General features: G+C 34.6%; 20 protein-coding genes. 13 read left to right on the top strand and 7 right to left on the bottom strand.

Annotated features, from left to right (window positions below):
* Nucleotides 1-50 precede the first annotated feature (50 nt).
* The 8 genes from cyoE to ACXX8U_RS11000 all read left to right on the top strand — a co-directional run bounded on the left by cyoE (nt 51) and on the right by ACXX8U_RS11000 (nt 5,151).
* Nucleotides 51-953 carry a heme o synthase gene (gene cyoE, locus ACXX8U_RS11035; protein ID WP_458565892.1) on the top strand — a complete coding sequence of 301 codons (903 nt, stop codon included), beginning with the start codon at nt 51-53 and terminating at the stop codon, nt 951-953.
* Nucleotides 954-955: 2 nt separating this feature from the next.
* Nucleotides 956-1,543: a cytochrome c oxidase subunit 3 gene (locus tag ACXX8U_RS11030; RefSeq protein WP_166133103.1), complete on the top strand. Its 588-nt coding sequence runs from the start codon at nt 956-958 to the stop codon at nt 1,541-1,543.
* A 42-nt stretch (nt 1,544-1,585) separates the two neighbouring features.
* Entirely contained in the window at nt 1,586-2,563 is a 978-nt protein-coding gene (locus ACXX8U_RS11025; RefSeq protein ID WP_458565891.1) for a cytochrome c oxidase subunit 3, read from the top strand.
* Between the two features lie 18 nt (nt 2,564-2,581).
* On the top strand, nt 2,582-2,932 hold the full coding sequence (locus ACXX8U_RS11020; RefSeq protein WP_458565890.1) for a cytochrome C oxidase subunit IV family protein: 351 nt from the start codon (nt 2,582-2,584) through the stop codon (nt 2,930-2,932).
* 78 nt (nt 2,933-3,010) lie between these two features.
* Entirely contained in the window at nt 3,011-3,652 is a 642-nt protein-coding gene (locus tag ACXX8U_RS11015; RefSeq protein ID WP_458565889.1) for a hypothetical protein, read from the top strand.
* Nucleotides 3,653-3,664: 12 nt separating this feature from the next.
* Nucleotides 3,665-4,351: an SCO family protein gene (locus tag ACXX8U_RS11010; protein WP_458565888.1), complete on the top strand. Its 687-nt coding sequence runs from the start codon at nt 3,665-3,667 to the stop codon at nt 4,349-4,351.
* Nucleotide 4,352: 1 nt separating this feature from the next.
* On the top strand, nt 4,353-4,895 hold the full coding sequence (locus tag ACXX8U_RS11005) for a DUF420 domain-containing protein (RefSeq protein WP_458565887.1): 543 nt from the start codon (nt 4,353-4,355) through the stop codon (nt 4,893-4,895).
* Nucleotides 4,885-5,151 (top strand): CAMCR motif-containing small membrane protein, encoded by a 267-nt coding sequence (locus tag ACXX8U_RS11000; protein ID WP_458565886.1) that lies wholly within the window; start codon nt 4,885-4,887, stop codon nt 5,149-5,151. The genes ACXX8U_RS11005 and ACXX8U_RS11000 overlap by 11 nt, the downstream gene beginning before the upstream one ends.
* 23 nt (nt 5,152-5,174) lie before the next feature.
* Here the strand turns inward: ACXX8U_RS11000 and ACXX8U_RS10995 are convergent, their stop codons facing one another.
* On the bottom strand, nt 5,175-6,572 hold the full coding sequence (locus ACXX8U_RS10995) for a DUF4403 family protein (RefSeq protein WP_458565885.1): 1,398 nt from the start codon (nt 6,570-6,572) through the stop codon (nt 5,175-5,177).
* Between the two features lie 190 nt (nt 6,573-6,762).
* On the opposite strand from ACXX8U_RS10995, the gene ACXX8U_RS10990 reads away from it, so the two are divergent.
* The 3 genes from ACXX8U_RS10990 to tsaB all read left to right on the top strand — a co-directional run bounded on the left by ACXX8U_RS10990 (nt 6,763) and on the right by tsaB (nt 10,271).
* Nucleotides 6,763-8,199 carry a TolC family protein gene (locus ACXX8U_RS10990; protein WP_458565884.1) on the top strand — a complete coding sequence of 479 codons (1,437 nt, stop codon included), beginning with the start codon at nt 6,763-6,765 and terminating at the stop codon, nt 8,197-8,199.
* Between the two features lie 5 nt (nt 8,200-8,204).
* Entirely contained in the window at nt 8,205-9,512 is a 1,308-nt protein-coding gene (locus ACXX8U_RS10985; RefSeq protein ID WP_458565883.1) for an efflux RND transporter periplasmic adaptor subunit, read from the top strand.
* A gap of 87 nt (nt 9,513-9,599) precedes the next feature.
* Nucleotides 9,600-10,271 carry a tRNA (adenosine(37)-N6)-threonylcarbamoyltransferase complex dimerization subunit type 1 TsaB gene (gene tsaB, locus ACXX8U_RS10980; protein WP_458565882.1) on the top strand — a complete coding sequence of 224 codons (672 nt, stop codon included), beginning with the start codon at nt 9,600-9,602 and terminating at the stop codon, nt 10,269-10,271.
* 19 nt (nt 10,272-10,290) lie between these two features.
* Here tsaB and ACXX8U_RS10975 read toward each other — a convergent pair whose 3' ends face one another.
* The 3 genes from ACXX8U_RS10975 to ACXX8U_RS10965 all read right to left on the bottom strand — a co-directional run bounded on the left by ACXX8U_RS10975 (nt 10,291) and on the right by ACXX8U_RS10965 (nt 12,975).
* Nucleotides 10,291-11,115: a mechanosensitive ion channel family protein gene (locus ACXX8U_RS10975; RefSeq protein WP_458565881.1), complete on the bottom strand. Its 825-nt coding sequence runs from the start codon at nt 11,113-11,115 to the stop codon at nt 10,291-10,293.
* A 137-nt stretch (nt 11,116-11,252) separates the two neighbouring features.
* Nucleotides 11,253-11,876: a hypothetical protein gene (locus tag ACXX8U_RS10970; RefSeq protein WP_458565880.1), complete on the bottom strand. Its 624-nt coding sequence runs from the start codon at nt 11,874-11,876 to the stop codon at nt 11,253-11,255.
* Nucleotides 11,877-12,075: 199 nt separating this feature from the next.
* Nucleotides 12,076-12,975 (bottom strand): NifU family protein, encoded by a 900-nt coding sequence (locus ACXX8U_RS10965; protein ID WP_458565879.1) that lies wholly within the window; start codon nt 12,973-12,975, stop codon nt 12,076-12,078.
* Nucleotides 12,976-13,122: 147 nt separating this feature from the next.
* Here ACXX8U_RS10965 and ACXX8U_RS10960 point away from each other — a divergent pair, with 147 nt between their 5' ends.
* Entirely contained in the window at nt 13,123-14,124 is a 1,002-nt protein-coding gene (locus ACXX8U_RS10960) for a PorP/SprF family type IX secretion system membrane protein (protein ID WP_458565878.1), read from the top strand.
* Between the two features lie 5 nt (nt 14,125-14,129).
* A complete protein-coding gene (locus tag ACXX8U_RS10955; RefSeq protein WP_458565877.1) occupies nt 14,130-14,651 on the top strand; it encodes a gamma carbonic anhydrase family protein in 522 nt (173 codons plus the stop codon).
* 1 nt (nt 14,652) lies between these two features.
* Here the strand turns inward: ACXX8U_RS10955 and murI are convergent, their stop codons facing one another.
* The 3 genes from murI to ACXX8U_RS10940 all read right to left on the bottom strand — a co-directional run bounded on the left by murI (nt 14,653) and on the right by ACXX8U_RS10940 (nt 17,081).
* A complete protein-coding gene (gene murI, locus ACXX8U_RS10950) occupies nt 14,653-15,432 on the bottom strand; it encodes a glutamate racemase (RefSeq protein WP_458565876.1) in 780 nt (259 codons plus the stop codon).
* A 103-nt stretch (nt 15,433-15,535) separates the two neighbouring features.
* Nucleotides 15,536-16,036 (bottom strand): OmpH/Skp family outer membrane protein, encoded by a 501-nt coding sequence (locus ACXX8U_RS10945; protein ID WP_458565875.1) that lies wholly within the window; start codon nt 16,034-16,036, stop codon nt 15,536-15,538.
* 25 nt (nt 16,037-16,061) lie between these two features.
* Complete coding sequence (locus tag ACXX8U_RS10940; protein WP_458565874.1) at nt 16,062-17,081, bottom strand: OmpH/Skp family outer membrane protein; 1,020 nt, start codon at nt 17,079-17,081, stop codon at nt 16,062-16,064.

Here is a 17,081-nt window from a genome sequence, read left to right as displayed (position 1 = left end):
TTTGTTAGTCTACTTTTGCAAAAGTTTTTAGAAACAAAATATTACTAGCTTTGAGCGCAACATCCAGTACACTTTCATTAAAATCTGTTTATATCGATTTCAGAGAAATCACTAAAGCGCGTCTAGCTGTAAGTGTGGTTTTTTCGTCAATAGCTGGTTTTATATTGGGTATTTACGATTGGAATTCACTTAGTTGGATGGTTTTGTTAAAGTTGGCTATTGGTGGCTACTGTATGGTAGGTGCTTCTAATGCATTTAATCAAGTTATCGAAAAAGATCTTGATGCTTTGATGGATAGGACAAAAGATCGTCCGGTTCCGGCAGGCAGAATGACTGTTACTTCAGCATTAATAATTGCCAGTTTGCTCACTGTGATTGGTTTAGTTTTGTTGTATACCATCAACGAAAAAACCGCCATGTTTGGTGCTATTTCGATCTTTTTATACACCAGTGTGTATACGCCTCTAAAAACAATGACTTCTTTATCAGTTTTTGTTGGGGCTTTTCCAGGCGCTATACCTTTTATGCTGGGTTGGGTTGCTGCTACTGGTGAATTTGGTATCGAAGCTGGAACTTTATTTTTGATTCAATTTTTTTGGCAGTTTCCGCATTTTTGGGCTATTGGTTGGTTCTTGTATGAAGATTACGAAAAGGCAGGATTTTTTATGTTGCCTACAGGTAAAAAAGATAAAGGAACTGCTCTGCAAGTAATATTGTATACCGTTTGGCTAATTTTGGCTTCATTATTACCTGTTTTTGGTTATACTGGACGTTTGTATATTACGCCTGTCACAGCAGTGATTGTCTTTTTGTTAGGAATATGGATGTTGTTCTATGCTGTAAAATTGTATAAAGAACGCACAGCAAAAGCGGCACGAACCTTAATGTTGGTAAGTGTTTCTTACATTACTTTGTTGCAATTAGTGTATATTATTGATAAATTTTTAAGATAGATATGAATATGACGATGACCGCAGAGGAGCAAAAAGCACGTAGCAATAGGTCGTATAAGCTGATCTTATTGTTTGCTATGGTAAGTATGACCATGATGTTTGCTGGACTTACCAGCGCGTTTGTAGTGAGTAAATCAAGAGCAGATTGGTTGAAAGATTTTGAATTACCAAGTGCATTTTATTACAGTACAGTTGTTATTATTGCTTGTAGTGTAACTTTTCATTTGGCTAAAAAAGCAATACAACGAAACAATCAAAGCGCTACGACAGGTTTTCTTTTGGGGACTTTAGCATTGGGACTTTTATTTGTATTTTTACAATTCGAAGGCTTTGATCAAATCGTACAAAGTGGCTATTATTTCACTGGTAGCGGAAGTTCAATTACAACAACATTTTTATATGTTGTGACTGTTGTACACTTGTTACACCTTGCTGGTGGTGTGATTTCGCTACTAATTATAATTTATAATCATTTTAAACAAAAATACAATTCATCTCAAACCCTTGGTATAGAACTCGGTGCAATGTATTGGCACTTTTTAGACTTATTGTGGGTTTATTTGTTTTTGTTTTTATATTTCTTTAAATAAGAAAAAAACGTAAATTTGGGAACTTTTTAACGAATAACTTTTATGGAAGCGACAGTTACTACTGCAAATAGTGAAGAAAAAACTTGGGGAGGCGGCAATGAGCCAATGGGAGCAAGTTATGGTAAATTAATGATGTGGTTTTTTATCGTATCAGATGCCTTAACGTTCTCTGGATTTCTAGCGGCTTACGGTTTTTCTAGATTTAAATTTATTGAAACTTGGCCAGTGGCTGATGAGGTGTTTACACACTTTCCGTTCTTACACGGAGTTTCAGCGCCTATGTATTATGTGGCGTTGATGACGTTTATTTTGATTTTCTCGTCTGTAACAATGGTATTGGCTGTTGATGCAGGTCACCAAATGAAAAAAGACAAAGTAGTTATCTACATGTTTTTAACAATCATTGGTGGTTTAATCTTCGTAGGATCTCAAGCTTGGGAGTGGAAAAACTTCATCAAAGGAGAATATGGCGCTGTTGAAACTAAAGGTGGTAGTTTACTGCAGTTTGTGGATAAAGACGGTAAAAGAGTTGCTTTAGCAGAATTTGCGGCTACTCTTCCTGAGGAGAGAGAACAACTAACTCGTAATAAAGCAAAGTGGTTTATGGATGAACCTACTTTACCTTCTTATTCAGTTGCTGAAGTTCAAGCTGGTTTCAAATCGCATCCAGATATCTTGATTCGAACTGAAGTATTGAATGAGAAAAAACAAAAAACAGTTCTTTCTAGAAAAGAGTCAGAGGCTAGATTAGCTGATGCACATTATGTTGTAGAAGGAGCTAATTTGATTAGAAACGAGTACGGAAGTAAATTGTTTGCTGACTTCTTTTTCTTTATTACAGGTTTCCACGGTTTCCACGTATTCTCTGGAGTGATTATTAACATCATCATCTTCTTTAATGTGTTATTAGGGACTTACGAGAAAAGAAAAAGTTATGAAATGGTAGAAAAAGTTGGATTATATTGGCACTTTGTCGATTTAGTTTGGGTTTTCGTATTTACAGTTTTCTATCTAGTTTAATTTCAAAAAGTAATTATCATGTCACACGATCACGTATCAAATACTGGTAGAATCTGGAAAGTTTTCGGAATTTTATCTGCAGTAACAATTATTGAGGTTATTCTAGGTATCTTGAAGCCAGAGTCTCTTCACATGAACAGTTTAATGGGTATGAACTTGCTAAACTGGATTTTTTACGCTCTTACTTTGTATAAAGCGTATTATATTGTTTGGGCATTCATGCACATGGAAGGCGAAAAAAGTTCTTTGAGAGCATCAGTAGTTTATCCAGTTATCTTTTTAGTATTATACCTTCTTTTTATTCTTTTAACAGAAGGCGATTATATTTATGAGGTTTTTAAAAATTCAACAATTAAATGGAATTTTTAACAAGATATTAATTCATGAAAAGGGTACGCATTGCGTACCTTTTTTTATTTTTGTACTCTAATAAAAGTATCTCATTCAATGAAAAAAAATATAGTTCTTTTTGTTCTTTTTATCCTTCCTATCGTAGCGTATTTGTTTTTTGCTTCGGGTGTAAACGGATATACTAAATTACCGACAATAACTCCAAATACTGCTGATTTTGGAAAATGGGAGACTTTAGATGGTAAGCCTATTACGCTAACAGGTAAGGTAACTATTTTAGGTTTCTCAGGTTTTGAGTTGTTAAAAAACAGAGGGAATCTATTTAATTTGAATCAAAAGATATATCAACGTTACCATGAGTTTAAAGATGTGCAATTTGTAATATTGTGCCCAAAAGGAACAGAGCAAGATGCTAAAAAGGTAATTACTGCGTTGGGTGCATTTACTGATGTGGCTCAATGGCGTTTTGTGTTTGCTACTCCAGAGGAGATCTCTAAATATTATGCACAGTTAAATTTGGTTGAAAAACTTGATGATAAGTTTGGTACACCAAAAGTATACATCATTGATAAAAAACGAAATTTGCGTGGTCGTAAATTGGTAAAAGATGAGATGGAAGGATACAATACATTTCATCCAGCTGAATTAAGTAATGAAATGTTAGATGATTTTAAAGTCATTTTGTATGAATACAGAGCTGCCTTGAAAAAGAATAACAATGCTTCTCGCAAAATTTAACACCTCTCTTTTATGTTTAAAAATAAATCGTACATAGGTATTTCATTTATAATTTTGATTTTCGGTATATACGCTATTCCTAAGATTGTACAGCGTATAAAAACAGATAAAGTGGTACAAGGTGATCGTTTAGATCGTGTAAATCCTGTTACTGCCGATGATGATAAGTTGATTAAAATTGGGCCCGCACCTCGTTTTGAATTAATTAATCAGGATAACAAAAAGATAAATAATGACACGTATAAAGGGAAGGTCTATGTTTTAGAGTTCTTTTTTGTGAGTTGTCCTACTATTTGCCCTAAGATGAATGAGAGTATGTTGCTCATTGAAAAAAAGTTTTTTGGAAATCCTAACTTTGGAATAGCATCCATCACTATTGATCCCGATCATGACACTGCTGAAGTTTTAAAAGATCATTCTAAATTGCTAGGCGTGCGTTCTTCTAATTGGCATTTTTTAACGGGTAAAAAAGACTATATTTTTAACCTGGCCAATAAAGGATTTAATTTGTATGCTGGCCAAAATAACAAAGTAGGGGGTGGTTTTGAACACTCGGGTCTTTTTGCTTTAATTGACAAAAACGGGAATATCCGTTGTAGAAATGATGAGTTCGGTAATCCAATATTGTATTACGACGGACTTGATAAAATGGGAGTAAGAAACATTCAGCAGGATATAAATATTTTATTAAAAGAGTAAAATGGAAAATAGAACTTTAGAACAAAAATACAACAAGTGGATAATCATAGTGTCAATTGTTATTCCCGTAGTAGTGGCAATTTTATTTGGTGTTAAATTAAAAGATTTTGGTTATAATGTGGAGCCTTTGTCTTTCTTGCCACCTATTTACGCCACAACTAATGGTTTAACATCTCTATTGCTTGTTGCTGCTGTTATGGCTATCAAAAACGGAAATAGAAAGTTACACCAAAGTTTGATGACGGCAGCTATCGCATTATCATTAGCTTTTTTAGTGATGTATGTTGCTTACCATATGACGGCAGATTCAACTAAATTTGGCGGTGATGGAGCCATTAAAGCAGTTTATTATTTTATATTAATTACGCATATTGTTTTATCTATTGCTATAATCCCAATGGTATTGATTACTTACGTGCGTGCGTTATCTCAAAGATTTGATGCGCACAAAAAAATTGCGAAAATAACTTTTCCTATTTGGTTGTACGTAGCGGTAACAGGTGTAATTGTTTATTTAATGATCTCTCCTTATTATGTACATTAATTCTCAAAAGGCAGAAAATAGCGCAGCTGTAAAAGGATTGCGCTCAAGTACACTAGTATTAGCATTTCTACTCTTCTTATCGTCTAATATAGTTGCTGCGCAATGTGCTATGTGTAGAGCCGCATTAACAAGTGATGATAATACTACTCAAGCAGCTGCCGTTAATGATGGTATTGTTTATTTAATGATAATACCATATTTGTTAGTGGCTGTGATTGGTTTTTTGATTTACAAAATGAAAAAGAAAAAAGCATAATTAAAACATGCTTTTTTGTGTAATTATTCAAATCCATCAACTGTTATTTGTACGTTACCGTTTAATTTTAAGTAAGCTAAAATCGCTTGATTGGTAAGTGCTACCTTTTTAAATTCGATGTCTTGCATTTTACCATTGACAAAAACTCCCGGCATTGGTGAATAATTCATCAAGTAATTTTTAATATTTTGTTGTGCTTCGTCTAAATTCGGTTTTATTGAATACTTGCAACTTTGCTCGATTTTTTTCAAAATTAGTCCTTGTGCCAACCAATTGGCGGTGCGGGTAAGTTTGTTTTGAGTGTCAAGGGCATAGTCTAAATTCTCAAAGTAGATTTCTTTTTTTTGCTCATTGTACGCTGGGATTCCGGCCAAATATAATGTACCATTTACAGTGCCTTGAACTTCTAAAGCAATAATCATTTTGCCGTTTTTGTGCCAAATGTCTACCTTGTTTACTTTTACTTTTTTATTGCCAGATCCAAATTCTTGACCACTAAAATTTTTAGTCATTAATCGTGATGCTTCTTGGTATCCTGAAATGGCAACAATGTTAGCTGAAAGTTGCTGAGGAATTTTTGGGACAGTTTTTAGTGCGATTTTGTTGGCATTGAATTTAGAATCGGGCTTTTTGCCAATTATGGTTTCCATATTGCACTTTAAACCCATATCTAATAAAATGTTTCCGTTTTTTAGTTTTGCAGTTGTTGTATATAATTCGAGTGGTGCAATTTGTAACCAACTTTCATAAGTTTCGCTCAACTGAAATGGTTGGCAAATTTTCTCTAGGGCAGCTAAAACATTAGGTTTAAAATCGAGTGATTTAGCGATAGCATCATCAATTTTCTTTTCGATTTTTGATTTAAAGAGTTGAACTGTTGGGTTGATTAAATAGGTAACTGGAACATTTTTACCTAAAACAACCATGCTCGGACTTTCGGTCCAATCTAATGATTTTAAGGTGGTTTTGGTGTTTAATTTCCAATTCACCAATTGCACATCACTTTCTAATGTTACGATTCCATTCAGGTTAAATTCACGCGTATCATAAAGTTCAATCCCCATTTTTTTAGTTCCAAGTCGATACTTGATGTTTGCTTTTAGTGGTAAAATGGTTTTTATTTTTCCAAATGCATCTGTAATTTGAATTGGAGCTTGTTTCCACACTTTCATTTCAATATCGTCATCATCGATTAAATTGTCTTCATAGATCAGTCCATTTAAGCTTGAATTAGTTTGCTTTTCGATATCTCTCAGTTGTACCGAAATGGGTAAATTGATATACGAAATCTGGCTTTCGTATTGCAATGGAGCAGCATCATCAGGTTCTGGTTTAAGTGTATTTATTTTTGAGGTACTCGCGCAAGATGCTGCAAAAAATATAAAGGTTAATGCTACTAATGTCTTCTGAATTGTTTTCATAAAAGGGAGTTGTTGTAGCAAAATTAAGCAATCTATTCTTTTTTTAATTTTTTTTGTAACAAATGCTTACTTGCCAAGTCTAATTGAAGAATTACAGTTGTAGTGTTGCATATTGTTAAGCATTGATTTCGCACAAGAACTAAAATGTTAAATTTTTTTTGCAGTTGTCCTGCAATTTCATTCGAATTATATGAAAAATAAAAGTTGTATCGGTTTCATTTGTATGGCATTACTCAGTTTGTCAGCTCATGCGCAAACTAAGAAATGGACCTTACAAGAATGTGTCAATTACGCCATTCAAAATAACATTTCTATCAAACAATCGGAGTTAGATGCCAAAACTGCTTTGATTGATAAGCGAGGTGCCATTGGTAGTTTTTTACCGTCAATTAATGCAAGTACTTCGCACTCTTGGAATATTGGTTTGAACCAAGATATTACAACTGGTTTGCTTCAAAATCAAACTACACAATTTACTTCTGCTGGGGTGAATGTTGGAATTGATATTTATAAAGGTTTACAAAATCAAAACCGATTACGTAGATCCAATTTATCTCTTGTGGCTGCAAAGTATCAATTGGTCAAAATGCAAGAGGATATTGCTTTGAACGTAGCCAATGCTTTTTTACAAGTGCTTTTTAATAAAGAAAATTTGAAAGTGCAAAAAGAACAATTAGATATTAATGAAAAACAATTCTCTCGCTCAGAAGCTTTGGTAAAAGCTGGTTCGATACCAAGAGGCGATTTGTTAGATATTAAAGCTACTGTTGCTACTAATAATCAAAACATCATTGCAGCTGAAAATGCATTGTTGATTTCTAAATTGAGTTTGTCTCAATTATTACAACTTAAGGAATTTGAAAATTTTGATATTGTTGATGATACCGATGTAAAGGATGAAAATAATATCATGATGCAAACTCCCAATGCCATTTACAGTAAAGCTCTTGAAGGTAGAACAGAATTAAAAATTGCAAAAACCAATTTAGAACTTGCAGAAAAAGACGTAGTTATTGCAAAAGGAGCCTACCAACCAACTATTCAAGGTTTTTATAGCTTTAATTCAAGGGTTGCATATAGTGAAAGAGTTGTAGGCGTGGTACCGAATTCGTCAAATCCTACTTCGCAAATTGGTTTTGTTGAAGGAACAAATCAAAATGTTTTAGCTCCTAATTTTACAAGAGTTTTAGGAAAGCCCGCTCCATTTTTCGATCAGTTTAGTGATAACAAAGGTCATTCTTTTGGAGTGCAATTGTCAATTCCTATCTTGAATGGCTTATCCGTTAAAAATAATGTTGACCGTTCTAAAATTAATGTTGAGCGATCTAAGATTGCTGTTGAGCAACAAGATTTAGATTTGCAACGCAATGTATATACCGCTTTCGCAGATGCAAAAGGAGCTTTAAAATCATACGAATCTGCCATTACAGCTGTAGAGGCTAGACAAAATGCGGTTGATTTTGCTAAAGAGCGTTTCAATGTGGGTTTAATGAACTCTTTTGATTTTAATCAAGCACAAACATTGTTGACGAATGCCCAATCAGAAGTATTGAGAACCAAATACGATTATATATTTAAAATTAAAATTTTAGAATTCTACTTTGGAATTCCTCTTATCAAAAACTAATTATTATGTCAAAGAAAACAGTTTATATTTTAATAGGTGGAGCAGTAGTTGTTATTGCTAGTTTGGTTATACTTTCTAAAACAGGTGTAATCGGTAAGAAAGATGTAGGAACCGAAGTGGAGATTGCACAAGTAAATCCGTTAACAATTACTGAAACCGTTTCGGCAACAGGTAAAATACAGCCTGAAATTGAGGTGAAAATTTCTTCTGAAGTTTCTGGAGAGATTATTGCACTTAATGTAAAAGAAGGTCAAGTTGTAAAAAAAGGAGATTTATTGGTTAAAATTAATCCGGATTTATATACTTCCGGTTACAATAGATCAGTTTCTAACTTATCAGGAACAAAAGCGAATTTGAACCAAGCCGATGCGTCTTACAAAGAGGCAAAAGCCAATTATGATCGTAATAAAACTTTATTCGACAAAGGAATTATTTCTAAATCAGATTGGGATAAAGCTATAGCATCGTTCGAAGTAGCAAAAGCAAGCAAACAAAATGCGTACTATAATGTTCAAAGTGCCTCAGCAACTGTAAACGAAGCCAAAGATAATTTGGGTCGTACGACAATTTACGCACCGGCAGATGGAACAATTTCGATGTTAAATGTTGAGCTAGGTGAGCGTGTATTAGGTACGCAGCAAATGACGGGTACTGAAATATTACGAGTAGCAAACTTGAATAATATGGAGGTTGAAGTTGATGTAAATGAAAATGATATTGTAAAAATAAAAGTAGGAGACGAGGCAAATGTAGAAGTTGATGCTTATTTGAAAAAACAGTTCAAAGGAATTGTAACTAGTATTTCTAATTCGGCAAGTTCAGCACTTACAGCAGATCAGGTTACAAATTTTAAAGTAAAAGTGCGTATCTTAAAAGAGTCTTATGAAGATTTATTAGAAGGTAAGCCTGATACCTATTCCCCTTTTAGACCAGGAATGACAGCTACAGTTGATATTATCACAGAGCGTAAGGCGAACGTTCTTTCGGTGCCAATTAGTGCAGTAGTTGTAAAGTCAGATACAACAGCAGTAAAAGATATCGTGGTAGCAGACGTTGACGAGGAGCAAAAAGAAAAAGCTCCTAAAAGTGATAAAAAGCTAGAATGCGTATTTGTAAAAGTAGGGGATAAGGCTAAAATTAGAATTGTTAAAACCGGAATTCAAGACGATACCAACATCGAAGTTATATCAGGTTTGAAAAAAGGTGACGTTGTAATTACGGGTCCTTACGCAACCGTTACCAAAGAATTAAATTCAGGTGACAAAGTTGCATTGATGACAGATAAAGAGAAAAAAGGCGATAGCAAAAAATAAAGCAGTTGTTTTAAACTAGCATTTTGAAATCACAATCATAAAATCTAATTTTGTGATTGTGATTTTTAATTTAATAAACACCCAACTTTGAGCTACATTCTAAATATTGAGACCGCTACTAAAAATTGTTCTGTTTCTATTTCAAATAATGGGCAGACCATTGCATGCAGAGAGATCGCTGAAGAAGGATATTCACATGCTGAACGGTTACACGTTTTTATAGAGGAATTGATCAATGAAGCCGGAATTAGTTTTAAAAATTTAGTAGCAGTGGCAGTAAGTCAAGGTCCTGGTTCTTATACCGGTTTACGAATCGGCGTTTCGGCAGCAAAAGGATTGTGTTTTGCTTTAAATATTCCTTTAATTGCGGTAGATACTTTGCAAGTGTTAGCCTCGCAAGTAAAGCAAACAGATGGGTACATCGTGCCTATGCTTGATGCGCGCAGAATGGAAGTGTACAGTGCGGTTTATGAAAGTAACAAACAATCAAAAAGGGCCATCAAGGCTGAAATAATTGAGGAAACATCTTTTGAAGAATTACAAGGAACCGTTTATTTCGTGGGCGATTGTGCGGAGAAATGCCAGAAGGTTTTGACTAAAAGTAATTTCGTTTTTTTAGAAGAAGTAAAGTTTCCTTCTGCCAAAGACATGAGTGCCTTTAGTTTTGAAAAATTTCAAAAACACGATACCGTAGATGTAGCCTATTTTGAGCCTTACTATTTAAAAGATTTTATGGTTACTACACCAAAAATTAAGTAATTGATTAGCTTTACCTGGTTTAGTTTTGCAGCGAAGCCTCTTTAACATAAGGTTGAATTACAATACCTGCAGTATCAAACTTTTCTTTACATTCTTGTAAAACTTCTGCAGTCATATCGCCAAAATCTTCATTTAATGCCCAAGGACGAACTGCCAATTGGATAGAGTTGTCTGTTAGGTTTTTGACGCTTACATTGGGAGCAGGATTTTTCAATACTTTTGAATTGTTTTGAAGTACTTTCTCGATAATTTCAATCGCTGTTTTAATATTGGTTTCGTACGAAATGGCAATTGTCAAATCAGCACGACGTGTTTTTTCAATTGAATAGTTGATAATATTTCCGTTTGAAAGTGAACCGTTGGGTACAAAAATAGTTTGGTTATTTGCCGTAATTAACTTAGTAACAAAAATCTGAATGTCGGTCACTGTACCGGTTACGCCCTGTGCCTCGATGGTATCATTAACGCGAAACGGCTTGAATAAAATAATAAGCATTCCGCCCGCAAAATTGGATAAACTTCCTTGTAATGAAAGACCAACAGCCAGACCCATAGCTCCTAGAATGGCTACAAATGAAGAAGTTTCGATACCTAATTTGGATATAAAAGAAACAAAAAGAATAACGCGCAAAACCCAAATTAAAATGTCAGATAAAAAACGTGTCAAAGTAGGGTCAAGGTCTCGACTTACCATGATTTTATTGATAAAGCGGTTGATCAATCGAATCAAATACAAACCTACAAAAAGGATGATAAATGCCGAAATCAATTTGGGGGAATAATCTACCAAGACGGTTATGAAATTTTCAAAATACGAACTAAGTTTATTGGTATCTACTATCATTATTAAGCTAAAAAAACCTTCTCGATGTTGAGAAGGTAGGTTGTTTGCAAAAATACGAATTAATTTAGAGTATCAAAATAAGTCTTTCTTCGCACAGCTCCGTCGCTTTCAGAATGGTTTGATTTTTTTTAACCAATTTACAGTTCTTCGGCTTTATCTTTAAGCGTTTCAGCTGTATCAATAATCTTGTTTTCTGCAGTATTGATTTTGACCTCTGCTGCTTCTGCATTTTCTGCGACTGTTTCTTTGAGCTGTTCTGCAGTTTCGCTTGCTTTGTCTTCAATTGTTTCTAAAGTATCTGAAGTCGCTTCTACTGCTTTTTCTTTAACTTCTTCTAAAGTGGCAGTTGCTTCATCTGCTTTGTCACTGAATTTTTCTTTGATAGCGTCAATTCCATCGCTGATTTTTTCCTTTGTTACATCAGCAAATTCCTCTGCTTTTTCAACATAAGGTGCGGCTGATTCTTTTACTTTGTCTATAGTTTCACCAACAACTTCTTCGGCTTTTTCTAAATATGGTTCAGTAGTTTCTTTTACATTCTCTATTGTTTCTGATACAAAAGTCTCAGCTTTCTCCACATAAGGTGCTGCACTTTCTTTTACATTGGCGGCCGTTTCGGTAACAAAAGCTTCGGCTTTATCCAAGTAGGGCTCTGCAGCTGCGCTTACTTCTTCTAGTTTTGATTCTGCTTGCTCTACCAACTCAGTAGCACTCTCTTTGGCACTGCCAAATAAATTTTTAAAAAAGCTTGATAATCCCATGGTTTAAGTTTTTGATTAATAGCACAATAGTACACTTTTTTTTGGCAAATACGAAACTTCCTTGGTTAATATATTGTTGGCAGAGCAATGATTACGCTATAAGTATTAGTTGGGGGAAATAGTGTTGGGCTTTTTTAAATAAAAAATGGAAGCTCTCCTTAGAAAACTTCCATACTTTAATTTTGAAACAGGCGAATTATTATGCGTTAATCGCTTCTACCTGAATAGCATTATCGTTTAACATGCTTTTCAACATATTTTCAATTCCACTTTTAAGGGTAAATGTTGATGACGGACAACCGCTGCAAGCACCTTGCAATATTACTTTTACAACTTTGTCACTTTCGTTATACGAGTCAAATGCAATATTTCCACCATCGGCTTGAACGGCTGGTTTTACATACTCTTCCAGAATGTTGATGATTTGTTGTGAAGTGGCATCCAAATGATCAAATTCTTGTTCTTTGATACTCTCGTTTGCAGTTACAGCTGCCACATAATTTTCATCTAACACTTGACCACCATTTTCAATAAATTGTTTTATGAATGATCTAAGTTCTAATGTGATTTCTTGCCAATCATTGATTTCGTATTTGGTTACCGAAATATAATTTTCATCGATAAAAATTTCTTTTACATAAGGAAATTTAAACAACTCTTTAGCTAGAGGAGACGAGGCTGTTTGATCGATATTTTTAAACTCAACTGCAGTTTTGGTAAGCATTTTACTTACTACAAATTTCAAAGCAGCTGGATTTGGAGTTGATTCTCCATATACGTTTACTGGTTGCTTTTTGGTACGATTTTCATCTTCAATGATGATTTTACCGCCATCGGCCACAAATTTTTCAATTTGCTCCGCAACAGCGTCTTGTACATCAGTCCATTCAACAATACTGAAACGTTCAATAGCAACAAAATTACCTGATATGTAAACCGTTTTAACAAACGGTAAATAAAACAATTGTTGTGCTAGTGGTGATGATTTTGCCTCATCGATGTTTTTGAATTCAAAGTTTTCATTTTGTGTAATAAATTCTTGAAATTCAAATTTTAATATAGTTGGGTTTTGTGTTTCTTTTATGGTAACTTTGTTCATGAGTGTTCAATTTTGTGCAAATTTACTAAAGTTATTTTCTACGAATACCTATATTTGGTTTTTTAATGAATAAATTAACTTTAGTTTAAATCAGTTGATGTAATGAATAGCTGTTGATAGCTAAAATTAGATCATCTTAAAGCAATAATGATGTGTAAACAATTAATATCATTTTTATCCCTACTATTTTTTACTCAAATATCTTTTTCGCAAGAAGGAATTCCTGTTTACTCTGATTATTTGTCTGATAACTATTACCTAATTCATCCCTCAATGGCAGGTGCCGCTAATTGTGCTAAAGTGAGACTTACAGGGCGCAAGCAATGGTTTGGTCAGCAAGATGCGCCGGAGTTACAAACTTTAAGTTTTAATGGTCGTGTAGGTGAGAAAGCAGGGGCTGGAGTCATACTATTTAACGATGTTAATGGCTATCATTCTCAAAAAGGAGTAAAGTTTACTTATGCTTATCATTTGATGTTTTCTCGTGATGAAATCGATTTAAATCAATTGTCATTTGGAATGAGTGCTGGGTTTATACAAAGCCAGTTAGATGAAACTTCTTTTTTACTCTCAGGCGATTTTGACCCGAATATCAATGGTACTATTGTTCAAAAAGATGCTTATTTTAATTTTGATATAGGTGCCTCTTATAATTATTTAGATTTTTATGCGCACGCGACGGTAAAAAATGCAGTAGAAACTAGGCGATCAATATATACCGAATACGAGAGTGACAATTTACGAAAGTACCTTTTAAGTGCAGGATATGTTTTTGGAGATAAAAACAAAATTTTATGGGAACCGTCTTTGTTATTTCAAATGGTCGAAAAAACTCAAGAAAAATCCATTGACATAAATTTAAAAGCCTACAAAAATATGGATTTCGGTCGTTTGTGGGGTGGTTTGTCCTACCGACGCAGTTTTGATGGAGCAGAGTTCTTGAATAATGGCAGTGTTGCTTCTCAAAAGCTACAATATATTACACCTATTGTTGGTGTTAATTTTGACTCGGTAATGGTTGCCTACACTTATTCTCAGTTGTCAGGAGCGGTAAAATTTGATAATGGAGGCTATCACCAAATAACTTTGGGGATTGATTTATTTTGTAAACCAGTCAAATACGAATGCAATTGCCCTGCGATTAACTAAATCATATGAAAGTTATAAAAGCTGTTAATGGTAAATTCCCTGTAATTCCTGAGGACTGTTATGTTGCCGAAAACGCAACAATTGTTGGTGATGTTCGTTTTGGATCGCAATGTAGTGTTTGGTTTAATGCGGTGTTGCGTGGCGATGTCAATTCAATTCAAATAGGGAATAAAGTCAATATTCAAGATGGTGCCGTAGTGCATTGTACCTATCAAAAACATCCAACTGTAATTGGTAACAACGTTTCAATTGGTCATAATGCCATTGTGCATGGTTGTGTTATTCATGATAATGTGCTTATTGGTATGGGCGCCATTGTAATGGACAACTGCGTGGTAGAAAGTAATGCGATAGTTGCTGCAGGTGCTGTGGTTACTCAAAATACAGTGGTCCCTTCGGGAACCATTTGGGCAGGAGTTCCAGCCAAAAAAGTAAAAGATATTGATCAGTCTGATTTTGCAGGCGAAATTGAACGTATATCTAATAATTACGTTTTGTATTCCAGCTGGTTTAAATCGGAAGAATAATTTAAAAATCTTTTGCACTAACCTTAAACGGTGCGCCTATAATTTCCTGTAAAACTCTTGGGTTGGTATTCGTATAAAATATTGGCTCGGGTTTGTGTAGGGCAGATAATCCCACTTTTTCTTGAAGTACAAACTGAGTCTGACGCGCTACAGCTTGACCAGAATCAATAATTTGTATGTGCGCTGGTAAAATCTTTTTGATTTGCGGTATTAAGTAGGGGTAATGACTGCAACCCAATACAAGATAATCTATGTTAGCAGCAATCATCGGGCTGAGATACGATAATAAAAGTGCTGTCATCTCCGGCGAATTCATAGCGCCACTTTCTATCAAAGGGACTAGTCCGTGGCCTACCTGTTCAATTATTTTAGTGTTTTGGTATTTGGCTACCGTGCTGTGAAATAAATCGCTATTTAGCGTGCCTTGCGTTGCTAGTATTCCTATTACTTGTGTTTTAGAATGAGTCACGGCTGGTTTAATAGCTGGCTCAATCCCTATAAATGGAACGGTGTAGCGCTGGCGTAATTCTTGGATGGCATTTGTCGTTGCGGTATTGCAGGCGACAACAATCAATTTGCAATTAAGGTCTAAAAGATACTCGGTGTTTTTTATACTTAAAGCAATAATTTCCTCCTTCGATTTTTGTCCGTAGGGTGCATTTTTACTGTCTGCTAGGTAGATAGTCTGTTCGTTGGGTAATAACTCATGTACGGCAGACCATATAGAAGTCCCACCTACTCCTGAATCAAATATTCCGATCGGTTGATTGTTGCTATTCATGAAAGCAAAGTTACTGTTTGTAGTAACATTTGCAATATGGTTATAAAAAAAACTGCTCTTTTCTCATAGAGAAAGAGCAGTTTTTATTCATATTGTCAGATTATTAAAAACCTAAATCTTTTTTAACGTCTGCAGTCAAGTTTGGTCCGTCTGCAAGTAAAAGTGAAGATCCGTCTAGGATGTATTGGAAACCTTTAGCTTTTCCTACCTTTTGAATAGAAGCTCTCACTTTTTCCATTAATGGCTTCATGATGTCTGATTCTTTTTGCTGTAATTCTTTTTGTGCATTGTCTCTGTATGCTACAATTCTAGATTGCATTTCTTGAACTTCTTTAGAACGCTCTCCATTTACAACCTCAGTTACAGTAGCAGCTTCAGCTTCGTATTTTTTTAATTTACCTTGGTATTCATCTACCATTTTTTTGTAATCAGCGTCGTATGTAGTCGTCAATTTTTCTAATTGTTTTTGACCATCCAAAACTGCAGGCATTTTTGTCATGATCTCACTAACATCAACGTGAGCTGTTTTTGCTTGCGCATTAATTGTCTGGTTTGCTCCCATCATTAAAACTGCAGCAATTAATAGAGTTTTGATTTGTTTCATCGTTTTTAAAATATTAAGTAAGTAATTAATTATTGGTTGATTTTTCTTTTAATTGTTCTTCTTTTGCTTTTTTCGCTGCTTCGCGATCTTCTAGTACTTTCTTTCTTTTTGCTTCAAAAGCTTGCTTGCGATCTTCAATTACCTTTTTTCTCTCTTCGATCAATTTGGCACGATCGGTTGCAGCTTTTTGTTTTGCCTCTTCGGCTGCTTGCTTCGCACTATCAACTTTAGAATTCGTGTCAGTAGCTGTTGTACTAGCCTCTTTTGCTACATTTGCAGAAACCGTGCCATTTTTTTTGGCAGCTCTTGCTTCTAGCATTTGCTTGCGTTTGTCATCGAACTCTTTTTTCTTTTGTTCTTGTAAGGCCTTACGATCTTCAATAAGTTTGTCTCTCGCTGCTTTCTTCTCTTCTAGTGCTTTTTGTCTCTCCGCTAATACCGGATTGTCGTCAATTGCGTCTTCTTTGCTCTCTCGAGCCTCGGCTTCTTTTTGCTGCTTTTTGGTAAGTTGCTCTCTCTTTTCTGATCGTGTTAAAGAACGTAAAACTTGGTCACTAATGTCAAATCTTTTCGCTGAGAAAAGCATGGTCAAATCAGATGTTTTGTCAAATATAAAGTCATACTTCAAGCGTTCTGCAATGTCTTGTACTGCTGTGAAAACTTGATCTTGTATTGGCTTAGCTAAAACTGATTTTTGATTAATTAAGTCTCCATTTGCTCCAAAGCGTTGCTGCTGGTAGTCAGAGTTTTCTTTTTCTAAAAAACGAATTTCAGTTTCTCTTTCTTCAATTAGTTCCTTTGTTAATAAAGCTTTTTCAGCTTTCAAAGCCTCTTTTAATTTGTTAATTTCATTGGTTTTTGCATCAATTTCTGACTTCCATTTTTGAGCTTTTATTTCCAATTGGTTTTTTGCTTCGGTGTAATCAGGTACATTTTGCAAAATATACTCCATATCAATATAACCAATCTTTGTACCTCTTGTTTGTGCAGAGGCTGTTTGCGCTAGTACAAAGGCTAAAAAAAGTAACAAAAATTGTTTTTTCAT

The sequence above is a fragment of the Flavobacterium sp. GNP001 genome (assembly GCF_054343775.1).
The sequence above is the reverse complement of the archived record's forward strand: the minus strand, read 5'-3'. Positions and strand labels throughout refer to the sequence as shown.

Bases quoted from the DNA above. Each gene is read 5' to 3' on its own strand.
- ACXX8U_RS11030 (WP_166133103.1), top strand. From the start codon at position 956: ATGAATATGACGATGACCGCAGAGGAGCAAAAAGCACGTAGCAATAGG.
- ACXX8U_RS11025 (WP_458565891.1), top strand. From the start codon at position 1,586: ATGGAAGCGACAGTTACTACTGCAAATAGTGAAGAAAAAACTTGGGGA.
- ACXX8U_RS11020 (WP_458565890.1), top strand. From the start codon at position 2,582: ATGTCACACGATCACGTATCAAATACTGGTAGAATCTGGAAAGTTTTC.
- ACXX8U_RS11015 (WP_458565889.1), top strand. From the start codon at position 3,011: ATGAAAAAAAATATAGTTCTTTTTGTTCTTTTTATCCTTCCTATCGTA.
- ACXX8U_RS11010 (WP_458565888.1), top strand. From the start codon at position 3,665: ATGTTTAAAAATAAATCGTACATAGGTATTTCATTTATAATTTTGATT.
- ACXX8U_RS11005 (WP_458565887.1), top strand. From the start codon at position 4,353: ATGGAAAATAGAACTTTAGAACAAAAATACAACAAGTGGATAATCATA.
- ACXX8U_RS11000 (WP_458565886.1), top strand. From the start codon at position 4,885: ATGTACATTAATTCTCAAAAGGCAGAAAATAGCGCAGCTGTAAAAGGA.
- ACXX8U_RS10995 (WP_458565885.1), bottom strand. From the start codon at position 6,572: ATGAAAACAATTCAGAAGACATTAGTAGCATTAACCTTTATATTTTTT.
- ACXX8U_RS10990 (WP_458565884.1), top strand. From the start codon at position 6,763: ATGAAAAATAAAAGTTGTATCGGTTTCATTTGTATGGCATTACTCAGT.
- ACXX8U_RS10985 (WP_458565883.1), top strand. From the start codon at position 8,205: ATGTCAAAGAAAACAGTTTATATTTTAATAGGTGGAGCAGTAGTTGTT.
- ACXX8U_RS10975 (WP_458565881.1), bottom strand. From the start codon at position 11,115: ATGATAGTAGATACCAATAAACTTAGTTCGTATTTTGAAAATTTCATA.
- ACXX8U_RS10970 (WP_458565880.1), bottom strand. From the start codon at position 11,876: ATGGGATTATCAAGCTTTTTTAAAAATTTATTTGGCAGTGCCAAAGAG.
- ACXX8U_RS10965 (WP_458565879.1), bottom strand. From the start codon at position 12,975: ATGAACAAAGTTACCATAAAAGAAACACAAAACCCAACTATATTAAAA.
- ACXX8U_RS10960 (WP_458565878.1), top strand. From the start codon at position 13,123: ATGATGTGTAAACAATTAATATCATTTTTATCCCTACTATTTTTTACT.
- ACXX8U_RS10955 (WP_458565877.1), top strand. From the start codon at position 14,130: ATGAAAGTTATAAAAGCTGTTAATGGTAAATTCCCTGTAATTCCTGAG.
- murI (WP_458565876.1), bottom strand. From the start codon at position 15,432: ATGAATAGCAACAATCAACCGATCGGAATATTTGATTCAGGAGTAGGT.
- ACXX8U_RS10945 (WP_458565875.1), bottom strand. From the start codon at position 16,036: ATGAAACAAATCAAAACTCTATTAATTGCTGCAGTTTTAATGATGGGA.
- ACXX8U_RS10940 (WP_458565874.1), bottom strand. From the start codon at position 17,081: ATGAAAAAACAATTTTTGTTACTTTTTTTAGCCTTTGTACTAGCGCAA.